Genomic DNA, 19,337 nt, shown 5'->3' on the forward strand with positions numbered 1-19,337 from the left:
AGGTCCGACGTCCGTCATCGACGGCACCATCCCTCGGCCAGTGCCACCACCAGCCCCTCGAGCTGCGCCAGGGCGAGGGCGTCCGCCGTGTCGTCGACGGAGAGCCCGCTGCGACGGGCGATCTCCTCCACCGGGAGCGGCCGCCGGTCGAGTGCGTCGAGCGCCCGCGTGACGTGCGGATCCGACCGGGTCCCGAGGACGAGGACCTCCGCCACCGGCGGCGCGTCGTGGACGACGACCGCGGACACCGCTGCGACCGGGTCGCGGGGCTGGACGACGATCTGCGCGGTGCCGTCGGCGATCAACCGGTGGCACCCGACCGAGGCGGCCGACGCGAAGGGACCGGGCACGGCGAACACCGGACGACCGAGGTGCAGCGCGTGGTGGGCGGTGTTGAGCGCCCCCGAACGAGCAGCGGCCTCGACGACCACCGTCGCCCCGGACAGCGCGGCGATCAGCCGGTTGCGGTGCAGGAAGCGCCACCGCGTCGGCCGGGTCCCCGGTGGCGACTCGGACAGCACCCGGCCCCGTCCGAGCACGTTGCGCAGCAGGTCGTGGTTGCCCGCCGGGTAGAACTGGTCGACCCCGCCGGCGAGCACCGCCGTCGTGGGGGTCCCGGCGGCGACGGCGACCCGATGGGCCACGGCGTCGATGCCGTACGCGCCGCCGGACACGATCTCGACGCCGTCGTCCGCCGCGACGGAGGCGATCTCCGCCGTGGCCTCGGCACCGGCGACGGTGTTCGCCCGGCACCCGACGATCGCGAGCGCCCCGCGGCAGCCGGCTGCACCGACCGGGTCGTCCAGCTCCGAACGACTCCACAGCACGAACGGCGCGTGCGGCCCGAGGTCCTCCAACCCGCTCGGCCACTCAGGCGTGCCCGGGACGAGGAGGCGCGCGCCGACCGCGGTGGCGGACGCCATGGCCGCGACGGCGCGGTCGTCCGCTCCCCCGAGGCGCGGTCGCCACCGGTCGAACGCCGACTCGAGCGCCGCGCGGACCCGGTCGGGGCCGTCGGCGAACGACGCGTCCGTACCGACCTGCTCGAGGAGTTCGCTCGCGCCGCCCGCAGCCGCACGACGGACCAGTGCGAGGGACTCGTCCGGTCCGAGCGCCGCGACGAGTTCTCCCGCGACGGCATCGCCCGGTTCGGCGAGGACGCTCCAGACGACCCGGGCGAGGGTGTCGTCGCCGGACGACGGGTTCACAGCGCGCTCCGCAGCGTCAGCGCGCGCCGGACCTCGGCGGAACCCGGACGCTCGACGTCGTCGAGGTCGGCCATCGTCCACGCCAACCGCATGACCCGGTCCCACCCCCGCATCGTCAGCGTGCCGAAGTCGAGTGCCCGGTCGAGGGGTGCCGTCGCGCCCGGCTCTGCCCGACCTTCCGACCGGAGCCACGGCCCGGTGACCTCGGCGTTGCAGGCCCAGCCGGTGCCGTGCAGCCGATCGGCCATCCGACGTCGGGCTGCGGCCACACGCGCTGCCGCCTCGGCCGTGGTGGGCGCGGTGCCCTCCGCCGAGCGGATCGTGCCCGTCGTCACCCGGGGCACCGCCACGCGGATGTCGATCCGGTCGAGGAGCGGTCCGGAGAGGCGTCCGAGGTACTTCCGCACCGTGCTCGGACTGCAGGAGCACAATGGGCCACCCCGGGTCCCCGCGTTCCCGCACGGGCAGGGGTTCGCCGCGAGCACGACCTGACACCGTGCGGGGAACTCGGCACTGCCGACGCTGCGGTGGATCGTGATCCGACCGGACTCGAGCGGCTGGCGGAGCGCGTCGAGGACCGCCCGGGGGAACTCGGTCGCCTCGTCGAGGAAGAGCACCCCGCGCGTGGCCCGCGACACGGCACCGGGGCGGAGGAGCCCCGAGCCCCCGCCGATCAGGGCCATCGCCGACGACGAGTGGTGCGGCGCTTCCCACGGCGGTCGCACGCTCCACGACTGGTTGCCGAGCCCGCTGACGGAGCGGACGGCCGCGACCTCGAGCGCTGCCTCGGGGTCGAGGTCCGGCAGGAGGCCCGGCAGCCGCTCGGCGAGCATCGTCTTGCCGGCACCGGGCGGGCCGAGCAGGAACACGTGGTGCCCTCCGGCCGCGGCCGCGATGACCGCCCGGACGCCGACGGCGTTGCCGATCACGTCAGCCAGGTCGTGCACGTCCGGACGGACCTCTGCCACGGCGGGCTGCAGGACGGGGTCGGTCTCGACCGGCGGCAGGAGCGCTCCGGCGGTGATCGCGCTCGCCCGGAGCGACGGTGTGCCGATCACCTCGACGCCCGGCACGATCCGGGCTTCCTCGACGTTGCCGAACGGCACGACGACCGTGTGGATGCCGGCGTCCCGCGCGGCGATCACCATCGGGATGACCCCGGGCACGGGCCGGACCCGCCCGTCGAGTCCGAGCTCACCGATGTACGCGACGTCGCGGGAGACCTGCGGCGCGATGCCCTCGGCCCCGAGGACCGCCATGGCGATGGCGAGGTCGAACCCGGAACCACGCTTCGGGATCGACGCCGGGGTGAGGTTCACGGTGATCCGCCGCGCCGGGAGCGGACAGCCGGCGACGGCGCTGGCCGACCGGACCCGCTCACGCGCTTCGCCCAGGGCCGCGTCGGGAAGACCGATGATGCTGAAGCCGGGCAGCTGGCTCGTGAGGTGTGCCTCGACCTCGATCACGCGCCCCTGGACCCCGACGAGCGCGATCGCCGACGCGCGCCCGATGTCCGTCGTCACAGCACACCCGCCACGTGCTCGACCCCGACGCGATCACCGTCGACGTGCACGGCGACGGCATCGATGCGGATCATCCGCGCCGACACCTCGGGATGGTCCGCGAACCAGGCCGGCACGAGACGGCGCAGTCGTATGACCTTCGAGGCCGTGATCGCCTCGAACGGATGACCGGTCGCGTTCCCCGACCGGGTCTTCACCTCGATGAAGCACAGCGTGCAGGACTGCCACGCGACGATGTCGATCTCCCCGCGGGCGCATCGCCAATTGCGTTCGACGACGCGGAACCCGTGGCGTTCGAGCCATTCCGCAGCCTGTTCTTCGCCGAATCGTCCGAGACTGCTGTTCCGCAGCGGTGTTCGTTCCATGTCGTTGCCTCCGCCACGACGATCCCGGGAATCGACGCGCCATCAAGTCGCACCTCGACGATTTGTGGACGGGAATCGGCGGACGACGACCTGTGGAGGACAAGGAAGGACCCCGGTCGGCCGAAGCCGTCCGGGGTCCTGCAGCAGGGGCACTCAGTGTGCGGCTGCGTACGCTTCCTGCACCTGGGTGGAGATACGCCCGCGGGTCGAGACCTCGTACCCGTTCTCCTTCGCCCATTCACGGATCTTGGCGAGCTCTTCCGAGTTGCCGCGCTTCGGCGCCGCCTTCGGGGCAGTCCCACCGGATCGGCGGCCGGAGACCTTGCGCGCAGCGGCGACGTAGTCGGAGATCGCCTCACGGAACTTGTCGACGTTGTCGTCGGTCAGGTCGATCTCGTACGACGATCCGTCGAAGGCGAATTCGACGGTCCGACCCGAGCCGGCGGTGATGGGCGTGTCGTCGAGATCGTCGACGAGTTGAACGGTGACCTTCTGTGCCATGACGTGCTCCTTGTACAGGGGACGGGAAATCCCCTTCACATTAGCGGGCGGAATGCATTCCGGCACAATTGTCTCGGCGATTCTCAGATTCACCGAAAAGAAGTGAAGATCACTCGTCGAGCGCGAGTTCTTTCGGCAGCTCGAGTTCGCGGGAAGTGAGTTCCTCGACGTTCACGTCCTTGAACGTCAGCACCCGGACGGACTTCACGAAGCGGTCGGAACGGTAGACGTCCCACACCCAGACGTCGTTCATCGTCAATTCGAAGTAGAAATCGTGTTCAGTGTCACGGCGGGCGAGTTCCACCTCGTTGGCCAGGTAGAAACGTCGCTCGGTCTCGACCACGTACCGGAACTGCGACACGACGTCGCGGTACTCGCGGTACAGGGCCAGTTCGACCTCGCGGTCGTAGTCGTCGAATTCGTCGTCATCCATCGCGCCCACAGTCTACGGCGATGGAAGCACCGACGACACACCGCGACCGACCCTCACCACAACGCGCGACCGACCCACAGCCCGACGCGCGACCGAACGCGCTCAGCCCGCCAGCGCGTCCAACTCGGCGAACCCGTCCAGCGCCACGCTCGACGCCTGGTGCAACCAGCTCTTCCGGTGCAGCGCGTGCGCCCCCACCGACCGGATCGCGTCGTAGTGCGCCGTCGACCCGTACCCCTTGTTCGACGCCCACGCGTAGTGCGGCGCCTCGTCGTGCGCAGCCGTCATCAGCGCGTCACGGGCGACCTTCGCCACGACCGAGGCCGCAGCGACCGAAGCGCAGTCCCGATCGGCCTTGACCCCCACGACGACCTCGAGCGGGTCGGACGGTAGCCGGAGCGTCACGGGGACGGCACGGGTGAGCCAGTCGAACGAACCGTCGAGCACGACCACGGCGCCATCCAGCGAGAGTCCGTCCGCCACCAGCGCGGCGATCGCCGACGCCCCGGCCTGGCCCAACGCCGGCACGATGCCCTGCTCGTCGACCACCGAGGCGGACGCCATCCCCACCGCGGTCCGGGTCCACCGGCGGACGACGGGGTCGAGGGCCTCGCGACGAGCAGCGGTGAGCAGCTTCGAGTCCGCGAGCCCCTGGGGCACCCGGCCGATGTCGAGCGTCACGGCAGCGACCCCGACGGCGACGGGCCCGGCGATCGCGCCGCGGCCGACCTCGTCCATCCCGATGACCGTCACCCGGCCGTCGGCCAGGAGCTTCTTCTCGAGCCGGAGCGACGGCCGGACGGCGGTCACTTCTCTCGCTCCTCCACGCCCGCGAACACCTCGGGGTGGTCGTCCAGCCAGGTCCACCGGCTCGACGGCCACGAGATGACGAAGGCACGGCCGGTCACGTCGGACAGCGGCACGAACCCCTTCGACGGGGTGTCGCCGTTGTACCGCGAGTCCTTCGAGTCGTAGCGGTTGTCGCCCATCACCCAGATGGTGCCCTTCGGCACGGTCACCGAGAAGTCGGTCCCCGAGGCGCGGGTCTCCCCCGTGGGCAGCTTGAGGTACGGCTCCTTGATCGGCACACCGTTCACGGACATCTGCCCGAGGTCGTTGCAGCAGGACACCTTGTCGCCGGGCAGGCCGATGACGCGCTTGATGAGGTGGTCGTCGCTGTCGCCGGTGCCGAGGCCGACCTGGGTGAGGAGCCAGTCGATGGCCTTCGCCGGCTGGGTCGTCGGCGTCACGCTCGGCACCTCGGACCCGGTGAGCCACCCGCCCGGGTCCTTGAAGACGACGACGTCGCCGCGCTTGAGGGACACCACGTCGGGCACGAGCTCGTTGACGATCACGCGGTCGTTGATCTGCAGCGTGTTCTCCATCGACGCCGACGGGATGTAGAACGACCGGATCAGGAAGGTCTTGACGAGGAACGAGACGAGCAACGCCGCGATGAAGATGATGACGAGGTCGCGGAGGAAGGTGAGGACACCGTTCCGCTTCTTCTCGACACGGGGCCGGCGCCCGGTTTCGTCAGTCGTGTCCGTCATTTCCGCTCTCGTTCAACCACAGGATCCCGTCGCGGACCGCAGGAGTCCACGAAAAAGGGAAAGCCCCCCGTCGATGCACAACCGTACATGGACGAGGGGCCGACAGCGGCGTCCGGCTCGCGGACGCTCACTGTGAAGGCGATCAGGAGTCGCGCTTCTCCTTGATCTTGCGACGGGCAGCCTTGCCGCGGAGTTCGCGGAGGTAGTAGAGCTTCGCACGACGGACGTCACCCTTGGTGACGATCTCGATGTGGTCGATGATCGGCGAGTGCACCGGGAACCAGCGCTCGACGCCGACCTGGAAGCTCACCTTGCGGACCTTGAAGGTCTCGCCGAGGCCGTGACCCTGGCGTCCGATGACGACGCCCTGGAACACCTGGACACGCGAGCGTGTGCCTTCGATGATGTTGACGTGCACCTTGATGGTGTCGCCGGGGCGGAAGTCCGGGACGTCGGTGCGCAGCGACGCTGCGTCGACGTGGTCGAGGAGCTGGCTCATGATTGGGTCACTCTCTGCGGACGCACACGGGTCGCCGCGGATCGAATTCGGTAAGTGAAGGTGTGTGCCCGGTGTCGGCGACTCCCCCGTGGCAGAGTCCAGCCAGGGCACGGCTACCCATCTTGCCACAGCAACCCACGTCCGCAAAACGCGCGAGGATGGTCCCATGATCGAACTCCGCACCCCCGCCGAGCTGGACGGCCTGCGCGCCGCCGGTCGGTTCGTGGCCGACGTCCTCGACGAACTGCTCGACACCGTCGACGTCGGCGTGAACCTGCTCGACCTCGACCGGGTGGCCGCACGGATGATCGCCGACCGCGGCGCGGTGAGCTGCTACGTCGACTACCACCCCTCGTTCGGCAAGTCGCCGTTCGGCAAGAACCTGTGCACCTCGGTCAACGACGCGGCGCTGCACGGCCTGCCGTACGACCGTGTGCTCGTCGACGGCGACCTCGTGAGCCTCGACTTCGCCGCGAGTGTCGACGGCTGGGTCGCGGACTCCGCCGTCACGGTGCAGGTCGGCACCCCGCGCGAGGACGACCAGCGCCTGATCGACACCGTCGAGCGCGCGCTCACCGCGGGCATCGCCCAGTTCCGCACGGGCAACAAGCTCGGCGACGTGTCGTACGCGATCGGTCGCGTCGCGAAGGACGCCGGCTACGACGTGAACCTGCAGTTCGGCGGGCACGGCGTCGGCAGGACGATGCACGGCGACCCGCACGTCCCGAACGACGGCCGGCCCGGGCGCGGTCTCAAGCTCCAGAAGGGGCTGGTCGTGGCGATCGAGCCGTGGCTCATGCAGGGCACCGCCGACCTGTTCCAGGACGACGACGGCTGGACGCTCAAGAGCGTCGACGGCTCGCGCGCCGCGCACGTCGAGCACACCGTCGCCGTGACCGACGCCGGTCCCGAGGTCCTCACCCTGCGTCGCGCCCAGCGCGCCGACGCGACCGCCTGAGGGTCCGCAACCGGCGGCGCACCGAGCCCAGGTGGTCACGTCCGGGACGGGAGGCGCGGTGCGGGCCGCTCCCGCGCCTCCCGTCTCGCAGTGCGCGGCCGGCGCCGAAGCCGCGAAAGCAACAGGTCACAGCCGTGCGGCGCGGTCCGTGCCGCGAGAGCGACAGACGCCCGCCAGCAGGTGGCGCACTGCTGTCGCTTTCGCGGAGCGCGCGTCCGACCGCCCGCGCGAAGCCGCCCGCGCGCAGCCGCACGCAGCGCCAGCCGCGCACAGCGCAGCCGCCCGCAGCGCCAGCCGCGCGCTACGCGTCCGGCAGCAGATCCGGCCGGACGCGCCGCGTCCGCTCCACCTGCTGCTCGTGCCGCCACGCACCGACGCGGGCGTGGTGCCCACTGAGCAGCACGTCCGGCACGTCGAAGCCACGCCAGGACGCGGGCTTCGTGTACGACGGGTACTCGAGCAGCCCGTCTTCGTGGGACTCCTCGACGAGGGACTCCGGGTTGCCGACGACTCCGGGCACGAGTCGCCCGACGGCCTCGATCATCGCCATCGCAGCGACCTCGCCGCCGTTCAGGACGTAGTCGCCCAACGAGAGCTCGACGACCGTGGCGTGCGCCGCGGCCCACTCGAAGACCCGGGCGTCGATCCCCTCGTACCGCCCGCAGGCGAACACGAGGTGGTCCGACGTCGACGCGAGCGAGCGCGCGATCGACTGCGTGAACGGCGTGCCGGCGGGCGTCGGGACCACCAGGGTCGACGAGCCGTCGGCCCGGAACAGCGACTCGAGCGCGAGCGCCCACGGTTCGGGCTTCATGACCATGCCCGCTCCCCCGCCGTACGGGGTGTCGTCGACGGTGCGGTGCCGGTCGGTCGTCCACGAGCGGAGGTCGTGCACGTGCAGGTCGAGCAGGCCGCCGGAGCGGGCCTTGCCGAGCAGCGAGACGTCCAGCACGGAGAAGAACTCCGGGAAGATCGTGACGATGTCGATGCGCACGCGCGCTAGTCCGTCACGGTCTCGGGTCGGGACGTGTCCTCGGGGTCCTCGAACAGGCCCGTCGGCGGCGTCACGGTGACGGTGCCGGCGGCGATGTCCACCGCGGGCACGATCGCCGAGACGAACGGCACGAGGACCTCGCCCCGCGACGGGGTGTCGATGGCGAGGAGGTCCTGCGCCGGCAGGTGGTCGACCCGCGCGACGGTACCGACCTCGACGCCGTCGCGGAGGACCGTCAGCCCGACGAGCTGGTGGTCGTACCAGGCGTCGTCCTCACCGGTCTCGGCGTCGGCGTCCTGCTCGACCCAGAGGATCGCCCGCGCGAGCGTCTCGGCTGCGCTGCGGTCCCCGATGCCCTCGAAGAAGGCGACCGGGTGGCCGTTGTACCAGCGGAGCTCGTCGAGCGCGATGGTCTTGCCGGCCCAGGGCGAGTCGTCCGGGACCTGGAGCGTGAACACGGCTCCGGGCGTGAACCGACGATCCGGGTCGTCGGTGTAGAGCTCGAGCTTGATGCCGCCCTTGAGCCCGTGCGCCTTCGTGATGCGACCCACCCGGAGCTGGGTCGTCTCCCTAGGAATCGGTGTCGACCACGTCGACACGCACCCGCTTGCCGTCGGCGAGAGCCGAGACGAGGGTGCGCAGCGCCTTTGCGGTCCGTCCGGCGCGACCGATCACGCGGCCGAGGTCCTCGGGGTGCACACGCACCTCGAGGACCTCGCCCCGCGCGGAGGTGGAACTGGCGACGCGCACGTCGTCAGGGTGATCGACGATCCCCTTGACGAGGTGCGTCAGCGCGGATTCGAGCAAGGAATTACGCCTCGGTCGTCTCTGCGGTCTCGTCGGCCGACTCGGCCGGAGCGGCGGCGGGGGCCGTCTTCTCCGACTTCGGCTTGAGGACGGCCTTCTTGGAGGAGTCCACGACGAACGCCTGCTTGGGCTCGGCGACCTTGACCTTGGACTCGGTGTCCTTCTCGCCCTTGAACTTGGCCCAGTCGCCGGTCAGCTTGAGGAGGGCCGCGACCTGCTCGGTCGGCTGCGCGCCGACGCCGAGCCAGTAGAGCGCACGCTCGGACTCGATCTTGATGACCGAGGGCTCCTCGGTCGGGTGGTACTGACCGATCTCCTCGATGACGCGACCGTCGCGCTTGGTGCGCGAGTCGGCGACGACGATGCGGTAGTACGGCGCCCGGATCTTACCGAGACGCTTGAGACGGATCTTGACAGCCACAAATGCTCCTGTTGCGTGTTGTTGTGGTTGAACCGGACCGCGGGCGTGGGGGCACACACGGTGGAAGCTCGATGAGACCGTGATCCGCTGGATAGAGGGTCGAGCGGACACGATTCGACCGTTCATTCTTGCAGGTTTCCGAGCGAGAAGCGAGTCGGGACGCGCCGTCAGGGTGCGAGTCGTCGAACCGCTTCGAGCGCTTCGGACGTGGCACGCACCGCGTCGACGCTCCGGGCGTCGCGTGCGCCGCCCACGACGGCGTACGGCACACCGGCTGCCAGGAGGCCCGGCTCGAGTCCGTCGGACGGCCCTGCGCCCGCCTCGGCATCCGTTCCGAGCGCCCGCTCCTGCCCGGCGCAGACCACCACGTTGTCCGCGGGGACGCCGCGCTCCTCGCCGTGCTCGTCGCGGATCCAGAGGACACCGGGCTCGATGCGGAGGTACTCCTGCACGCCGCCGACCAGGTGCACGCCGGCGTCCCGGAGCCGGCCGATCGCCACCCAGCGGGAGGTGATGCCGATGCCCTGCCCGAACTTGCCCGTGCGACGGAGGACGGTGACGTCGCCGCCGGGTCGGAGCGTGCGGGTCGCCACGGGGAGCCGCTGCGGCACGTCCCCCACGACGGTGTCGGCGACGTCGAGGTCCCAGCGGACGCCGAACTCGGTGGCACGCCGGGCCTCGTCGGGCGACTCGACGAGGAACGCCGCCGTGTCGACGCCGATCCCACCGCCGCCGATGATCGCGACGGTCCCGGCGGGGACGCCCTCGCGGAGCGCCCGCTCGTAGGACCGGACGTGCGGCAGGTCGGCACCGGGGACGTCGATCGTCCGGGGCACGACACCGGGGGCGAGCACGACGGCCTCGCTCGCGGTGAGGTCCGCGGCCGTGGCGGCCCGACCGAGGTGGATCGTCGCGCCGCGGTCCTCGAGCTCGGCGCGGGCGGCGCGGACCGTCGCCGCGTAGTCCTCCTTGCCGGGCACCAGCGCGGCGAGGTCGAACTGTCCGCCCAGCCGGTCGGACGCCTCCCAGAGGGTCACGGTGTGGCCGCGACGAGCGGCGTCGACCGCGGCGGCGAGCCCGGCCGGGCCACCACCGACGACGTCGACGCGCTTCGGGTCGGTCGTCGGGCGGGCGGGGAACGCGACCTCGCGGGCCGCGCGCGGGTTGACCAGGCACGACACGGGCTGGCCGACGATCGAGCGGTCGAGGCAGGCCTGGTTGCAGCCGATGCAGGTGTTGACGAGGTCGAAGGCGCCGGCGAGCGACCGGTTCACGATCGCGGGGTCGGCGAGGAACGGGCGCGCGAGGGCGACCGCGTCCAGGAGCCCGTCGGCCAGCACGGCCTCACCGTCGCGCAGGTCCGTCATCCGGTTCGACGCGATGACCTTCACGTCCGGGTACGCCGAAGCGCGGACGACGCCGGCGATGCGGGCGGCGTACGCGAGCCACGCGCCGTGAGGCACCGCTGCCTGCACGGTCGGCGTGCGGGACTCGTGCCAGCCGATGCCGACCGAGATCCCGTCGAGGCCGAGGGGCAGCAACTCGTGCACGAGCGCGTCGACGTCGTCGTCGGTCGACGAGCCGGGCATCAGGTCGGCGCCGGAGAGCCGGATCGTCACGGCGAGGTCCGGTACCGCCCTGCGGACGGCGTCGACGACCGCCACCGTGAACCGACGACGCCGGACCGCGTCCCCGCCCCACTCGTCGTCGCGCAGGTTCGTCAGCGGCGACTGGAACTGGTTGATGAGGTAGCCCTCGGACGCCATGATCTCGACGCCGTCGAAGCCGATGTCCCGCGCGGACCGGGCGGCGTCCGCGAAGTCCTCGATGGTCTGCTCGATCTCGGCGGCGGTCAGCTCGACCGGCACCACGCCGCGGGCAGCCGCCCACGGCAACGCGGACGGGGCCACCACGCGCTGGGGTTCCCCGTGCCGGTCGACCATGCCGGACGCGAGCGCGTACCGCCCGGCGTGGAAGAGCTGCGCGAGGATCACCGAACCGGCGTCGTGCACGGAGTCGACCGCCGCACGGAACCGCTCGTCCGCTCCCCCGACGCCGAACACGGCGAAGTCCGGGCCACCACGGGCCTCGTCGCTCACCGCGATGCCGCCGGTGATGATGCACGCGGCACCCCCCGCGGCGCGCTCACGGTAGAACGCCGCCATGCCGGCCCCGCCGTCGTCGTGCACCTCGAGCCCGGTGTGCATCGACCCCATGACCACCCGGTTCGGCAGGGTCAGGGGGCCGAGCGTCCACGGCGAGGAGACGACGGCGAGGTCGGGCATGGCGACGGTGCTCATGCGCCTACTCTGCCGTGTCGGCAGCCGAGTCGGCAGCCGAGTCGGCAGCAGCGTCGGCCGGCGGCAGGACCGCGTCGCGCAGCGGGGACGTCGTGTCCGCCCAGAACGGCGGCGCGATCACGGTCAGGCCGCCGTCGACCGACAGCACCTGGCCCGTGATGTAGCCGGCCTTGTCGGAGAGCAGGAAGTCCACCGCGTCGGCCATGTCGTCGGCGGTGCCGGGACGCTGCAGCGGGAGCTTCTCGAACACGGTGTCGATCGGCGCCTGACCGGGTACCTTCGTGTAGAAGTACTCGAGCGAGTCGGTGTCGATGAGCCCGCCGTTGACCGCGTTCACGGTGATCTGACGGGGCCCGAACTCGACCGCCATGTACTTCATGTAGGACTCGCTCATGGCCTTCGCGGCACCGAGCGCGGCGTAGGTCGGGAACGCGCGGAGCGACCCGTACGAGGTGACCACCACGATGCGGCCGCCCCTGTCCATGAGCTGCGCGGCACGCTGCGCACCGAGGACGAACGAGCGGGCGTTCGTGGCGTAGCTGCGGTCGAGGTGGTGCAGCTTGAGGTCCGCGACGGGCTTGAAGGCGCTCGCGGCGGCGTTGGCGACGAAGTAGTCGAGGCGTCCGTAGGTGTCGCGGACCAGGTCGAACAGCGCGTCGATCGACTCGGGCTGCTCGATGTCGACCTGCGCCGTGATCCCGTCGCCGCCCGCGGCCTTGACGTCGGCGAGCGACTCCTCGGCCAGGTCGGCGTTGCCCTTGTACGTCACGACGACGGTGACGCCGCGCTGGCCGAGCTTCTGCGCGAGCAGGCGGCCGATGCCGCGGGAGGCACCCGTGATGAGGGCGATGGGAGCAGTGGTTGCAGCCAATGTGTTCCTTGCGTTGTCAGGGCCTGGAGGCGCGGTGCGGGCCCGCACCGCGCCTCCAGGCCATGGAGTGGTTGCGGGTCAGAACCCGGCCTGGCCGGTCACGACGGCGCGGCCGACGACCAACTTCTGGATCTCGTTGGTGCCCTCTTCGAAGCGCTGCGCGCGCGCGTCGCGGTAGACGCGCTCGATGGCGTTGCGCTTCCAGTAGCCCTGGCCGCCGTGCACCTGCAGTGCCTTGTCGGTGACGCGGGCGAGCATGTCGACGGCGACCATCTTCGAGGCGCTGGACAGCGTGCCGGCGTCCGGACGGCCCTCTTCGTAGGCGCGGGCCGCCTCGAGGACGAGGGCGCGCGCGGCGGCGATGTCGGCGTAGTTCTCCGCGACGTAGAACTGGATCGCCTGCCGGCTGGAGAGCTTCTTGCCGAACGTCTCGCGCTTGTTCGCGTACTCGACGGCGAGCTCGTTCGCACGCTCGGCGAGGCCGACGGCGCTCATCGCGACGGACACGCGGCTCGGCAGCAGGAAGCCGCCGAGTGCGACCTCGAGGCCCTGGCCCTCCTCGCCCAGACGGGCGGACGCCGGGATCGGGGTCTCGGTGAAGCGGAGGATCGCGTGGTCGGTGCCACGGATGCCCATGGTGTCGGAGTCGTCGATCACCTCGGCGCCGGGCAGGCCGGAGTTCGGCATGAGGAACGCGACGGTGCCGTCCTGGCCCGTGGTGCCCTCGAGGCGCGCGGCGATGAGCCAGTAGTCGGCCTTCACGCCGAACGTGATGAGGTGCTTCTCGCCGTTCATCACGTAGGTGTCGCCCTCGCGGCGGACGGTCGTGCGGATGTCGGCACCCGTGCCCGCGGTCGCCTCGGTCAGCGTGAACGCGACGAGCTTGTCACCGGCGACGCTCGGCTTCACGACCTCGTCGAGCTGCTCCGGCGTCGCGTACGGCTGCATGGCGCGCCAGGTGCCGTTGATGACGTGCACGAGCATGCGGATCGACGCGTGCGAGCGCGACACGATCTCCATGATCTCGAGGTAGCGCGAGAACGGGATGCCCCGTCCGCCGAGCTCGGCCGGGGCGGCGAGCGACAGCCACCCCTTGTCCTTGAGCTCCTGGAACAGCTCGGGCGCGACCTGGCCGGTGCGCTCGATCTCCTCCGCCCACTCCTCGCCGCGACCGCGGACCCACTCGGTCACCTCGGCCTTGAGCTCCTGGAAGGCGGCCTCGGTCTGCGGCTCCATGACCATCGTCATCTGTCAGTTCTCCTTCGTCGCGACGAGCGCGGCTGCCTGCTCGCGCAGGACGTTCTTCTGGACCTTGCCGACCGCGTTGCGCGGCAGCTCGGCGATGTACTCGAGACGCTCAGGCCAGTAGTACTTGCTCACGCCGGCCTTGTCGAGCGCGCGCTGCATCGCGGCGAAGTCGAGCTGCTCCGCACCGGCCGCCGGCACGACGAACGCGCAGGCGCGCTCCCCGAGGCGGGCGTCCGGCATCGCGACGATCGCCACGTCGGTGACGAGCGGGTGCTGGTAGAGCAGGTTCTCGATCTCGACGACCGGGATCTTCTCACCACCGCGGTTGATGACGTCCTTGACGCGGCCCGTGATGGACAGGAAGCCCTTGGCGTCGACCTTCGCGAGGTCGCCGGTCTTGTACCAGCCGTCCTCGGTGAAGACGTCGTCCGTGAGGTCCTGCCGGTCGAGGTACCCGTCGAACATCGTCGGCGAGTGCAGCTCGAAGTTGCCCTCGGTGTCCGCCGGCAGCTCGTGCCCCTCGTCGTCGACGATGCGGATCCGGATGCCGGGCAGCGCGCGACCGTCGTGACCGTAGGCGTCCGCCGGGTCGTCGGTCGGGCTGGAGAGCGCCCCGAGGCAGGTCTCGCTCGTGCCGAACGCGCCGAGGATCGCGGTGCCGAGCACCGTCGCGGCACGCTGGGCCAGTGCACGGGGCACCGCGGCGCCCGTCGGCACGAAGATCCGGAGGGACTCGGGCTGTCCGGCCCCGGCCTCGACGAGGTCGACGAGGTCGGTCAGGAACGGCGTCGCGCACTGCACGAACGTGGCCTTCGCGGCACCGAACGCCTGCTCGAGCGCGACGGTGCCGTCCCACACGGGCTGGATGACCTGCGGTGCGCCGAGCCGGAAGGCCAGGAGCATGCCGTACAGGAACCCGGTCTGGTGGGCGAGCGGCGACGGGATGTAGATCCGGTCCTCGCTCGTCAGGCCGGACTGCGCGACGTGCATCGCGGTCGCCAGGCCGAGCGTGCGGTGCGGGTGCTGCACGCCCTTCGGCTCGCCGGTGGTGCCGGAGGTGAAGAGCAGCTGGCAGACGTCGTCCGGGCCGGGCGCGTGGGACAGGATCTGGTCGACGTCCACCTGGACCGAGTCGAGCGCGGTGTCGAAGTAGCGCCAGTTCCACTCGCTCGCGGCGACGCGGTCGGCGGCGTCGGCGGGCAGCGGCGGCTGGTTCGTCGGGCTGTCCGCCTGCCCGCGGGCCTCGGAGCGGAGCACGACCACGTGCTCGACCGACAGGCGGCGCTTCTGGGCCTTCGCCTCGTCGATGACCTCGAGCAGTTCGAGCGCCGGGCGACGCTTCCGGAAGACGTTCGGCAGGAAGACCACGCGGGCGCGGGACCGGGCCAGCGTCATCGTGGTCTCGCGGGGACCGAACACGGGCATGATCGGCGTCGCGACGGCACCGATCTGGATCGCACCGAGGGTGATCGAGACGAACTCGCGCCAGTTCGGCAGCTGCATCGCCACGGACTCGCCCGTGCGGACACCGAGCTCGAGGAGCAGGGCGGAGACCTTGTCGGCCTCGTCCTGCAGCTCGCGCCACGTCGTGTTCACCGGCTCGGGGCCGCCGACCTCGATCACGGCGAGGCCGTCCGGGTCCTGCTGGGAGAGTGCGCGGACCTTCTCGCTGAGGACGAGCGGGTCGGCGTCGACGCCGGCGAGCTCGGGCAGCGCGCTCGTCACCGTCTCCTGCTCATCCCCCAGGTCCGTGCTCTCCGCAGCGGCCTCGGCGGCATCGATCCGGTCGTCGCGGGCGATCTGCGCCTCGGCGCCGTCGCCGACCTCCATGTCGAGGCCGACCGAGTTCATCGCCTCGAGGAAGGTCGGGTAGGAGATCCGGTAGGCGCGCGGGTAGGTGAGGGCGGAGACGCCGTCGGCCTTCGACGCGGCCACGGCCAGCGACATGAGCACGCGGTGGTCGTTGAACGAGGACATCGGCGACCCGTGGAGGTCACCCGGACGGACACCGGTGACGCGCAGCTCGTCGGCGCCCTGCTCGGCGCGGCCGCCCAGTCGGTTGAGCTGGAGCATCGCCGCGACGCGGTCGGACTCCTTCAACCGGATGTGTGCGACGTTCCAGAGCCGGGTCGTGCCCTCGGCGAAGGTCGCCATCGTGGACAGGATCGGCAGCAGGTCCGGGATCGGCTGGCAGTCGATGTCGAGGGGGCGCAGCGGGGAGCCGTCGTGCTCGATGCGCACGAAGCCGGTCTCCTCGTCGATCCGCATCGGGACGCCCATCGCCGTGGCGAGGTCGAGGAACTCGCTCTCCGGGTGGTCGGTCTCGGCGGTGGTGAACGCCGTCATGCCGCGGAGCAGCACGTTCGACTCGCGGATGCCGGCCGCAGCGATGCCGAACGCGGCCGAGCCGATGTCCGGCGGGATCACGTAGTCGTGCGGGGTGGCCTGCTGGTTCGCCGGGATCCGGTACTCGAGCCAGTCGTCGGACACCTCGACCGTGAGGCCGAACTGGCGCATCATGCGCACGGTCAGCTCGACGTACGGCTGCTCGTTGAGCCGTCCGCCGGTGATGTGGATCCGGGTCTCCTCCTCCGCGAAGGGCGCGACGAGGAGCAGGCCGGAGATCCACTGCGACAGGGTGCCGGCGATCTGGACGTCGCCGCCGCGCGGACGCTTCGGCTGCACGGTGACCGGCGGGCAGTCGTTCGTGGCCTCGAGCTCGATGCCCATCTGGGTGAGCGAGGTGAGCAGGGCCTTGATCGGGCGGCGCTGGAAGTACTTCATGCCCGAGAGGGTCATCGGCTTGTCCGCCAGCGACGCGAGCCCCGTCATGAAGTAGAGCGTGGTGCCCGAGGAACCCATGTTGAGGAGCCCGTCGGCGCCCCGGGAGCCGTGGTCGACGACGTCGGTAGCCTCGTACCGACCGCCGAGGCCGGTGACGTGGTACTCGTTCCCGCGACGCTTGACGTCGACGCCGAGGGCACGGAGCGTGCCCACGGTCCACTCGACCTGCCGGGTCGCACTGATGCCGGAGACGATGCTCGTCCCCTTCGCCAGCGACGCGAGCACCAGCGCGCGGTGCGCGTGGTACTTCGAGACCGGGATGTCGAGTTCTCCGACGAGCGGTGCGTTCGTCCCGCGCACGACCAGCTGCATGCCTACCTCTTCCCTGTTGAGCGTTACTACGGTACGCCCGGTGTGGATCGTCTGTGAATCGGATCCGCACGACCGGGAGTGCGGTTCCTTGTGCGTGTCCGACAAGGAGCCGGGCAGGATGTACAGCATGGACATCCGTTTCACCGAGTCCCGCCCGTCGACCATCGGCGTCGAGTGGGAGCTCCCCCTGGTCGACCGGGACACCGGCGACCTGACCCCGCGTGCCCCCGCCGTCATCCAGGCGGTGCAGCAGCGGCTCGGTGACCACGACCGGGTGACCGAGGAGCTCCTGACGAACACGGTCGAGGTCGTCACCGGCGTCCACTCGCGGGTGAGCGGTGCCACGAGCGAGCTGTCCGGCATCATCGGCGAGGTCGTCGACGCCGCCGAACCCCTCGACGCGCAGGTCATGTGCGCCGGCACCCACCCCTTCGCCGTGTGGGACCAGCAGGAGATCACACCGGACAGCGAGCACTACACGACCCTCATCGACCGCACCCGGTGGTGGGGCCGTCAGATGCTCATCTGGGGCGTCCATGTCCACGTCGGCATCGACGACCGCGACAAGGCGCTGCCGATCCTCGGCGCGATGCTCGCGTACGTGCCGCACCTGCAGGCCTTCACCGCCTCGAGCCCGTTCTGGGCCGGCACCGACACCGGGTACGCCTCGAACCGCGCCCTGATGTTCCAGCAGCTGCCGACCGGTGGCCTGCCGCCGGCACTCGGCGCGTGGGCGAACTTCGAGGAGGTCGTCGACGACCTCACCCGCACCGGCGTCATCGAGGGCGTCAAGGACCTCCGCTGGGACATCCGCCCGTCGCCCGGCTGGGGCACCCTCGAGAACCGCGTCTCCGACGGCATCTCGACCCTGCACGAGGTCGGGGCCGTGACCGCGCTCGTCCAGTGCCTCGTCACCGAGATGTCCGACCGGCTCGACGCCGGCGAGACCCTGCCGACCATGCAGCCCTGGTTCGTCCGCGAGAACAAGTGGCGCGCGGCCCGGTACGGCATGGAGGCCGAGATCATCACGAACGCCGCCGGCGACGAGCGGCTCGTGACCGACGAGGTGCACGACCTCGTGCAGCGGCTCGACCCGGTGGCGGACCGCCTCGGGTGCCAGCAGGAGCTGCACCACCTCGACACGATGATCGCGGACGGCGCCTCCTACCAGCGGCAGTTGCAGGTCGCGCAGGAGAACGGCGGAGACCTCCGCGCCGTCGTCCGACACCTGGTCACCGAGCTGCGCGACTCGCTCTGACCGTCACCGTCTGACGGACGGGAGGCGCGGTGCCGGCCGGCACCGCGCCTCCCGTCCTGGGGGACGTGCGGGAGTCCGCGCGACCGCTACAGTTCCCCTGTGACAGGGGGGACCGCGGAACGCGGAGCAGGGCCGACCGTCCAGCGCGCGGCCGCGCTGATCGACGCGGGACGGCCCGCCGACGCGCTCGCCGACCTGGCCGTCGTCGAACGGGACCAGGGCGCTTCGGTCGCCGGGCACCGTGTGCGGGCGCTGGCCCTCCTGGCGCTCGACCGTCCGGACGACGCCCAGGACGAGGCACGACGCGCGGTCGGCCTCGCCCCCACCGACTCCGTCGCGCTCCGGATCCTCTCGACGGCCCTGGTCCGCTTGGGCGACCAGACCGGAGCCGTCGCCGCCGCGCGCCGATCCGTCGAGGCCGATCCCGGGTCGTGGCTCGCACACCTCGCGGTGGCCGACGCCCTCTGGCTCGACGAACGGCGCCGGCCCGAGGCGCTCCGTGCGAGCTACGAGACCGTCCGGCTGGCGCCGCTCGAACCGATGGCGCACCGCAGGCACGGCGACCTGCTGCTCGCGGCGGGACGGCAGCGCGACGCCCAGGCCGCCTACCGACGCGGCCTCGAGCTCGCCCCGGAGGACCGCGGCGCACGGCACAACTTCGCGGTGTCGCGACTCCGACGGGGTCACGACGGCGAGTCCGCGCTCGCCTTCGCCGGGATCCTCGCGACGGACCCCACGAACGCGCTCGCGCGACGGAACCTCGTCGTCGGCGTCCTCAACCCGCTCGCACGCATCCGGTTCGGACTCGGTGCCGGCGCCCTGATGACCGGCTTCCAGTGCCTGGTCTCCCTCGACGCCCCGTCGGACGCCGACCGCTGGTACACGACGCTCCCGCCGGTGATCGGACTCGCGCTCGTGGTGGTCGTCGTGCTCCGGTTCGCCGCCGAAACCCGGCCCCGAACGGGTTTCCTCGTGCGCGCGGCGCGACGGGCGGTGCCCGGGTGGACGACGACCGTCGCCGTCCTCGGGGCCGCGACGGCCGTCTCGGTCGCGGGGCTCTTCCTCCCGCCGGATGCGGCCGTGGTGGCACAGGGACTGGTGTTCGCCGGGGTCGTCGTCGCCTCGGTGCGCATCCGGAGCACGATGCGCGCGTTCCCGAAGACCACGCCCGTGCGGCAGGACGTCGACGAGGGACGGACCGACCGCGACGACGACGGCTGGGGGAACCCGTGGTGACCGACG

19 protein-coding genes are annotated in these 19,337 nt (G+C 71.4%); 3 read left to right on the forward strand and 16 right to left on the reverse strand.

Annotated elements, in window-relative coordinates; all coding sequences use genetic code 11:
* Positions 1–14 precede the first annotated feature (14 nt).
* From dprA to rplS, 8 genes are all read right to left on the reverse strand, one after another.
* Positions 15–1,208, reverse strand: a complete 1,194-nt coding sequence (dprA, locus tag BIV01_RS05500) for a DNA-processing protein DprA (RefSeq protein ID WP_071302160.1) — start codon at positions 1,206–1,208, stop codon at positions 15–17.
* Positions 1,205–2,731 carry a YifB family Mg chelatase-like AAA ATPase gene (locus tag BIV01_RS05505; RefSeq protein ID WP_083413781.1) on the reverse strand — a complete coding sequence of 509 codons (1,527 nt, stop codon included), beginning with the start codon at positions 2,729–2,731 and terminating at the stop codon, positions 1,205–1,207. The genes dprA and BIV01_RS05505 overlap by 4 nt, the downstream gene beginning before the upstream one ends.
* A complete protein-coding gene (locus tag BIV01_RS05510; RefSeq protein ID WP_071302161.1) occupies positions 2,728–3,096 on the reverse strand; it encodes a YraN family protein in 369 nt (122 codons plus the stop codon). Before BIV01_RS05510 ends, BIV01_RS05505 begins: the two co-directional genes overlap by 4 nt.
* A gap of 153 nt (positions 3,097–3,249) precedes the next feature.
* Positions 3,250–3,690, reverse strand: coding sequence for an Lsr2 family protein (locus BIV01_RS05515; protein ID WP_368073346.1), 441 nt, complete (start codon positions 3,688–3,690; stop codon positions 3,250–3,252).
* Positions 3,691–3,706: 16 nt separating this feature from the next.
* Positions 3,707–4,030 carry a DUF2469 family protein gene (locus BIV01_RS05520; protein WP_070419101.1) on the reverse strand — a complete coding sequence of 108 codons (324 nt, stop codon included), beginning with the start codon at positions 4,028–4,030 and terminating at the stop codon, positions 3,707–3,709.
* Between the two features lie 102 nt (positions 4,031–4,132).
* Complete coding sequence (locus BIV01_RS05525; protein WP_071302162.1) at positions 4,133–4,840, reverse strand: ribonuclease HII; 708 nt, start codon at positions 4,838–4,840, stop codon at positions 4,133–4,135.
* Complete coding sequence (gene lepB, locus BIV01_RS05530) at positions 4,837–5,583, reverse strand: signal peptidase I (RefSeq protein ID WP_070416400.1); 747 nt, start codon at positions 5,581–5,583, stop codon at positions 4,837–4,839. Before lepB ends, BIV01_RS05525 begins: the two co-directional genes overlap by 4 nt.
* Before the next feature lie 142 nt (positions 5,584–5,725).
* Positions 5,726–6,082, reverse strand: coding sequence for a 50S ribosomal protein L19 (rplS, locus tag BIV01_RS05535; protein WP_022905818.1), 357 nt, complete (start codon positions 6,080–6,082; stop codon positions 5,726–5,728).
* A 166-nt stretch (positions 6,083–6,248) separates the two neighbouring features.
* Between rplS and map the strand changes: the two genes are divergently transcribed.
* Entirely contained in the window at positions 6,249–7,040 is a 792-nt protein-coding gene (map, locus tag BIV01_RS05540) for a type I methionyl aminopeptidase (protein ID WP_070416401.1), read from the forward strand.
* Positions 7,041–7,341: 301 nt separating this feature from the next.
* Here the strand turns inward: map and trmD are convergent, their stop codons facing one another.
* The 8 genes from trmD to aroA form a co-directional block, all read right to left on the reverse strand.
* Positions 7,342–8,034: a tRNA (guanosine(37)-N1)-methyltransferase TrmD gene (trmD, locus tag BIV01_RS05545; RefSeq protein ID WP_071302163.1), complete on the reverse strand. Its 693-nt coding sequence runs from the start codon at positions 8,032–8,034 to the stop codon at positions 7,342–7,344.
* Positions 8,035–8,039: 5 nt separating this feature from the next.
* Positions 8,040–8,585, reverse strand: coding sequence for a ribosome maturation factor RimM (rimM, locus tag BIV01_RS05550; protein WP_175473643.1), 546 nt, complete (start codon positions 8,583–8,585; stop codon positions 8,040–8,042).
* Positions 8,586–8,604: 19 nt separating this feature from the next.
* On the reverse strand, positions 8,605–8,841 hold the full coding sequence (locus tag BIV01_RS05555) for an RNA-binding protein (protein ID WP_022902329.1): 237 nt from the start codon (positions 8,839–8,841) through the stop codon (positions 8,605–8,607).
* 4 nt (positions 8,842–8,845) lie between these two features.
* Complete coding sequence (gene rpsP / locus BIV01_RS05560) at positions 8,846–9,262, reverse strand: 30S ribosomal protein S16 (RefSeq protein WP_070416404.1); 417 nt, start codon at positions 9,260–9,262, stop codon at positions 8,846–8,848.
* Between the two features lie 167 nt (positions 9,263–9,429).
* Positions 9,430–11,562 (reverse strand): oxidoreductase, encoded by a 2,133-nt coding sequence (locus BIV01_RS05565; protein ID WP_083413782.1) that lies wholly within the window; start codon positions 11,560–11,562, stop codon positions 9,430–9,432.
* 4 nt (positions 11,563–11,566) lie between these two features.
* On the reverse strand, positions 11,567–12,433 hold the full coding sequence (locus tag BIV01_RS05570) for an SDR family oxidoreductase (RefSeq protein ID WP_071302164.1): 867 nt from the start codon (positions 12,431–12,433) through the stop codon (positions 11,567–11,569).
* A 78-nt stretch (positions 12,434–12,511) separates the two neighbouring features.
* A complete protein-coding gene (locus BIV01_RS05575) occupies positions 12,512–13,681 on the reverse strand; it encodes an acyl-CoA dehydrogenase family protein (RefSeq protein ID WP_071302165.1) in 1,170 nt (389 codons plus the stop codon).
* Between the two features lie 3 nt (positions 13,682–13,684).
* Positions 13,685–16,837 (reverse strand): 3-phosphoshikimate 1-carboxyvinyltransferase, encoded by a 3,153-nt coding sequence (gene aroA / locus BIV01_RS05580; RefSeq protein ID WP_071302166.1) that lies wholly within the window; start codon positions 16,835–16,837, stop codon positions 13,685–13,687.
* Between the two features lie 118 nt (positions 16,838–16,955).
* On the opposite strand from aroA, the gene BIV01_RS05585 reads away from it, so the two are divergent.
* Positions 16,956–18,095 (forward strand): glutamate--cysteine ligase, encoded by a 1,140-nt coding sequence (locus tag BIV01_RS05585; protein ID WP_217637395.1) that lies wholly within the window; start codon positions 16,956–16,958, stop codon positions 18,093–18,095.
* 99 nt (positions 18,096–18,194) lie between these two features.
* A complete protein-coding gene (locus BIV01_RS05590) occupies positions 18,195–19,331 on the forward strand; it encodes a tetratricopeptide repeat protein (RefSeq protein ID WP_071302167.1) in 1,137 nt (378 codons plus the stop codon).
* Positions 19,332–19,337: the final 6 nt, after the last annotated feature.

Source organism: Curtobacterium sp. MCBA15_013 (assembly GCF_001865095.1).
Taxonomy (GTDB): domain Bacteria; phylum Actinomycetota; class Actinomycetes; order Actinomycetales; family Microbacteriaceae; genus Curtobacterium.

What these genes read in the sequence shown, in the direction of transcription:
- BIV01_RS05565 (WP_083413782.1), bottom strand. Translation starts at nt 11,562, where the DNA reads ATGAGCACCGTCGCCATGCCCGACCTCGCCGTCGTCTCCTCGCCGTGG.
- BIV01_RS05510 (WP_071302161.1), bottom strand. Translation starts at nt 3,096, where the DNA reads ATGGAACGAACACCGCTGCGGAACAGCAGTCTCGGACGATTCGGCGAA.
- BIV01_RS05520 (WP_070419101.1), bottom strand. Translation starts at nt 4,030, where the DNA reads ATGGATGACGACGAATTCGACGACTACGACCGCGAGGTCGAACTGGCC.
- BIV01_RS05585 (WP_217637395.1), top strand. Translation starts at nt 16,956, where the DNA reads ATGTACAGCATGGACATCCGTTTCACCGAGTCCCGCCCGTCGACCATC.
- rplS (WP_022905818.1), bottom strand. Translation starts at nt 6,082, where the DNA reads ATGAGCCAGCTCCTCGACCACGTCGACGCAGCGTCGCTGCGCACCGAC.
- aroA (WP_071302166.1), bottom strand. Translation starts at nt 16,837, where the DNA reads ATGCAGCTGGTCGTGCGCGGGACGAACGCACCGCTCGTCGGAGAACTC.
- lepB (WP_070416400.1), bottom strand. Translation starts at nt 5,583, where the DNA reads ATGACGGACACGACTGACGAAACCGGGCGCCGGCCCCGTGTCGAGAAG.
- BIV01_RS05575 (WP_071302165.1), bottom strand. Translation starts at nt 13,681, where the DNA reads ATGACGATGGTCATGGAGCCGCAGACCGAGGCCGCCTTCCAGGAGCTC.
- map (WP_070416401.1), top strand. Translation starts at nt 6,249, where the DNA reads ATGATCGAACTCCGCACCCCCGCCGAGCTGGACGGCCTGCGCGCCGCC.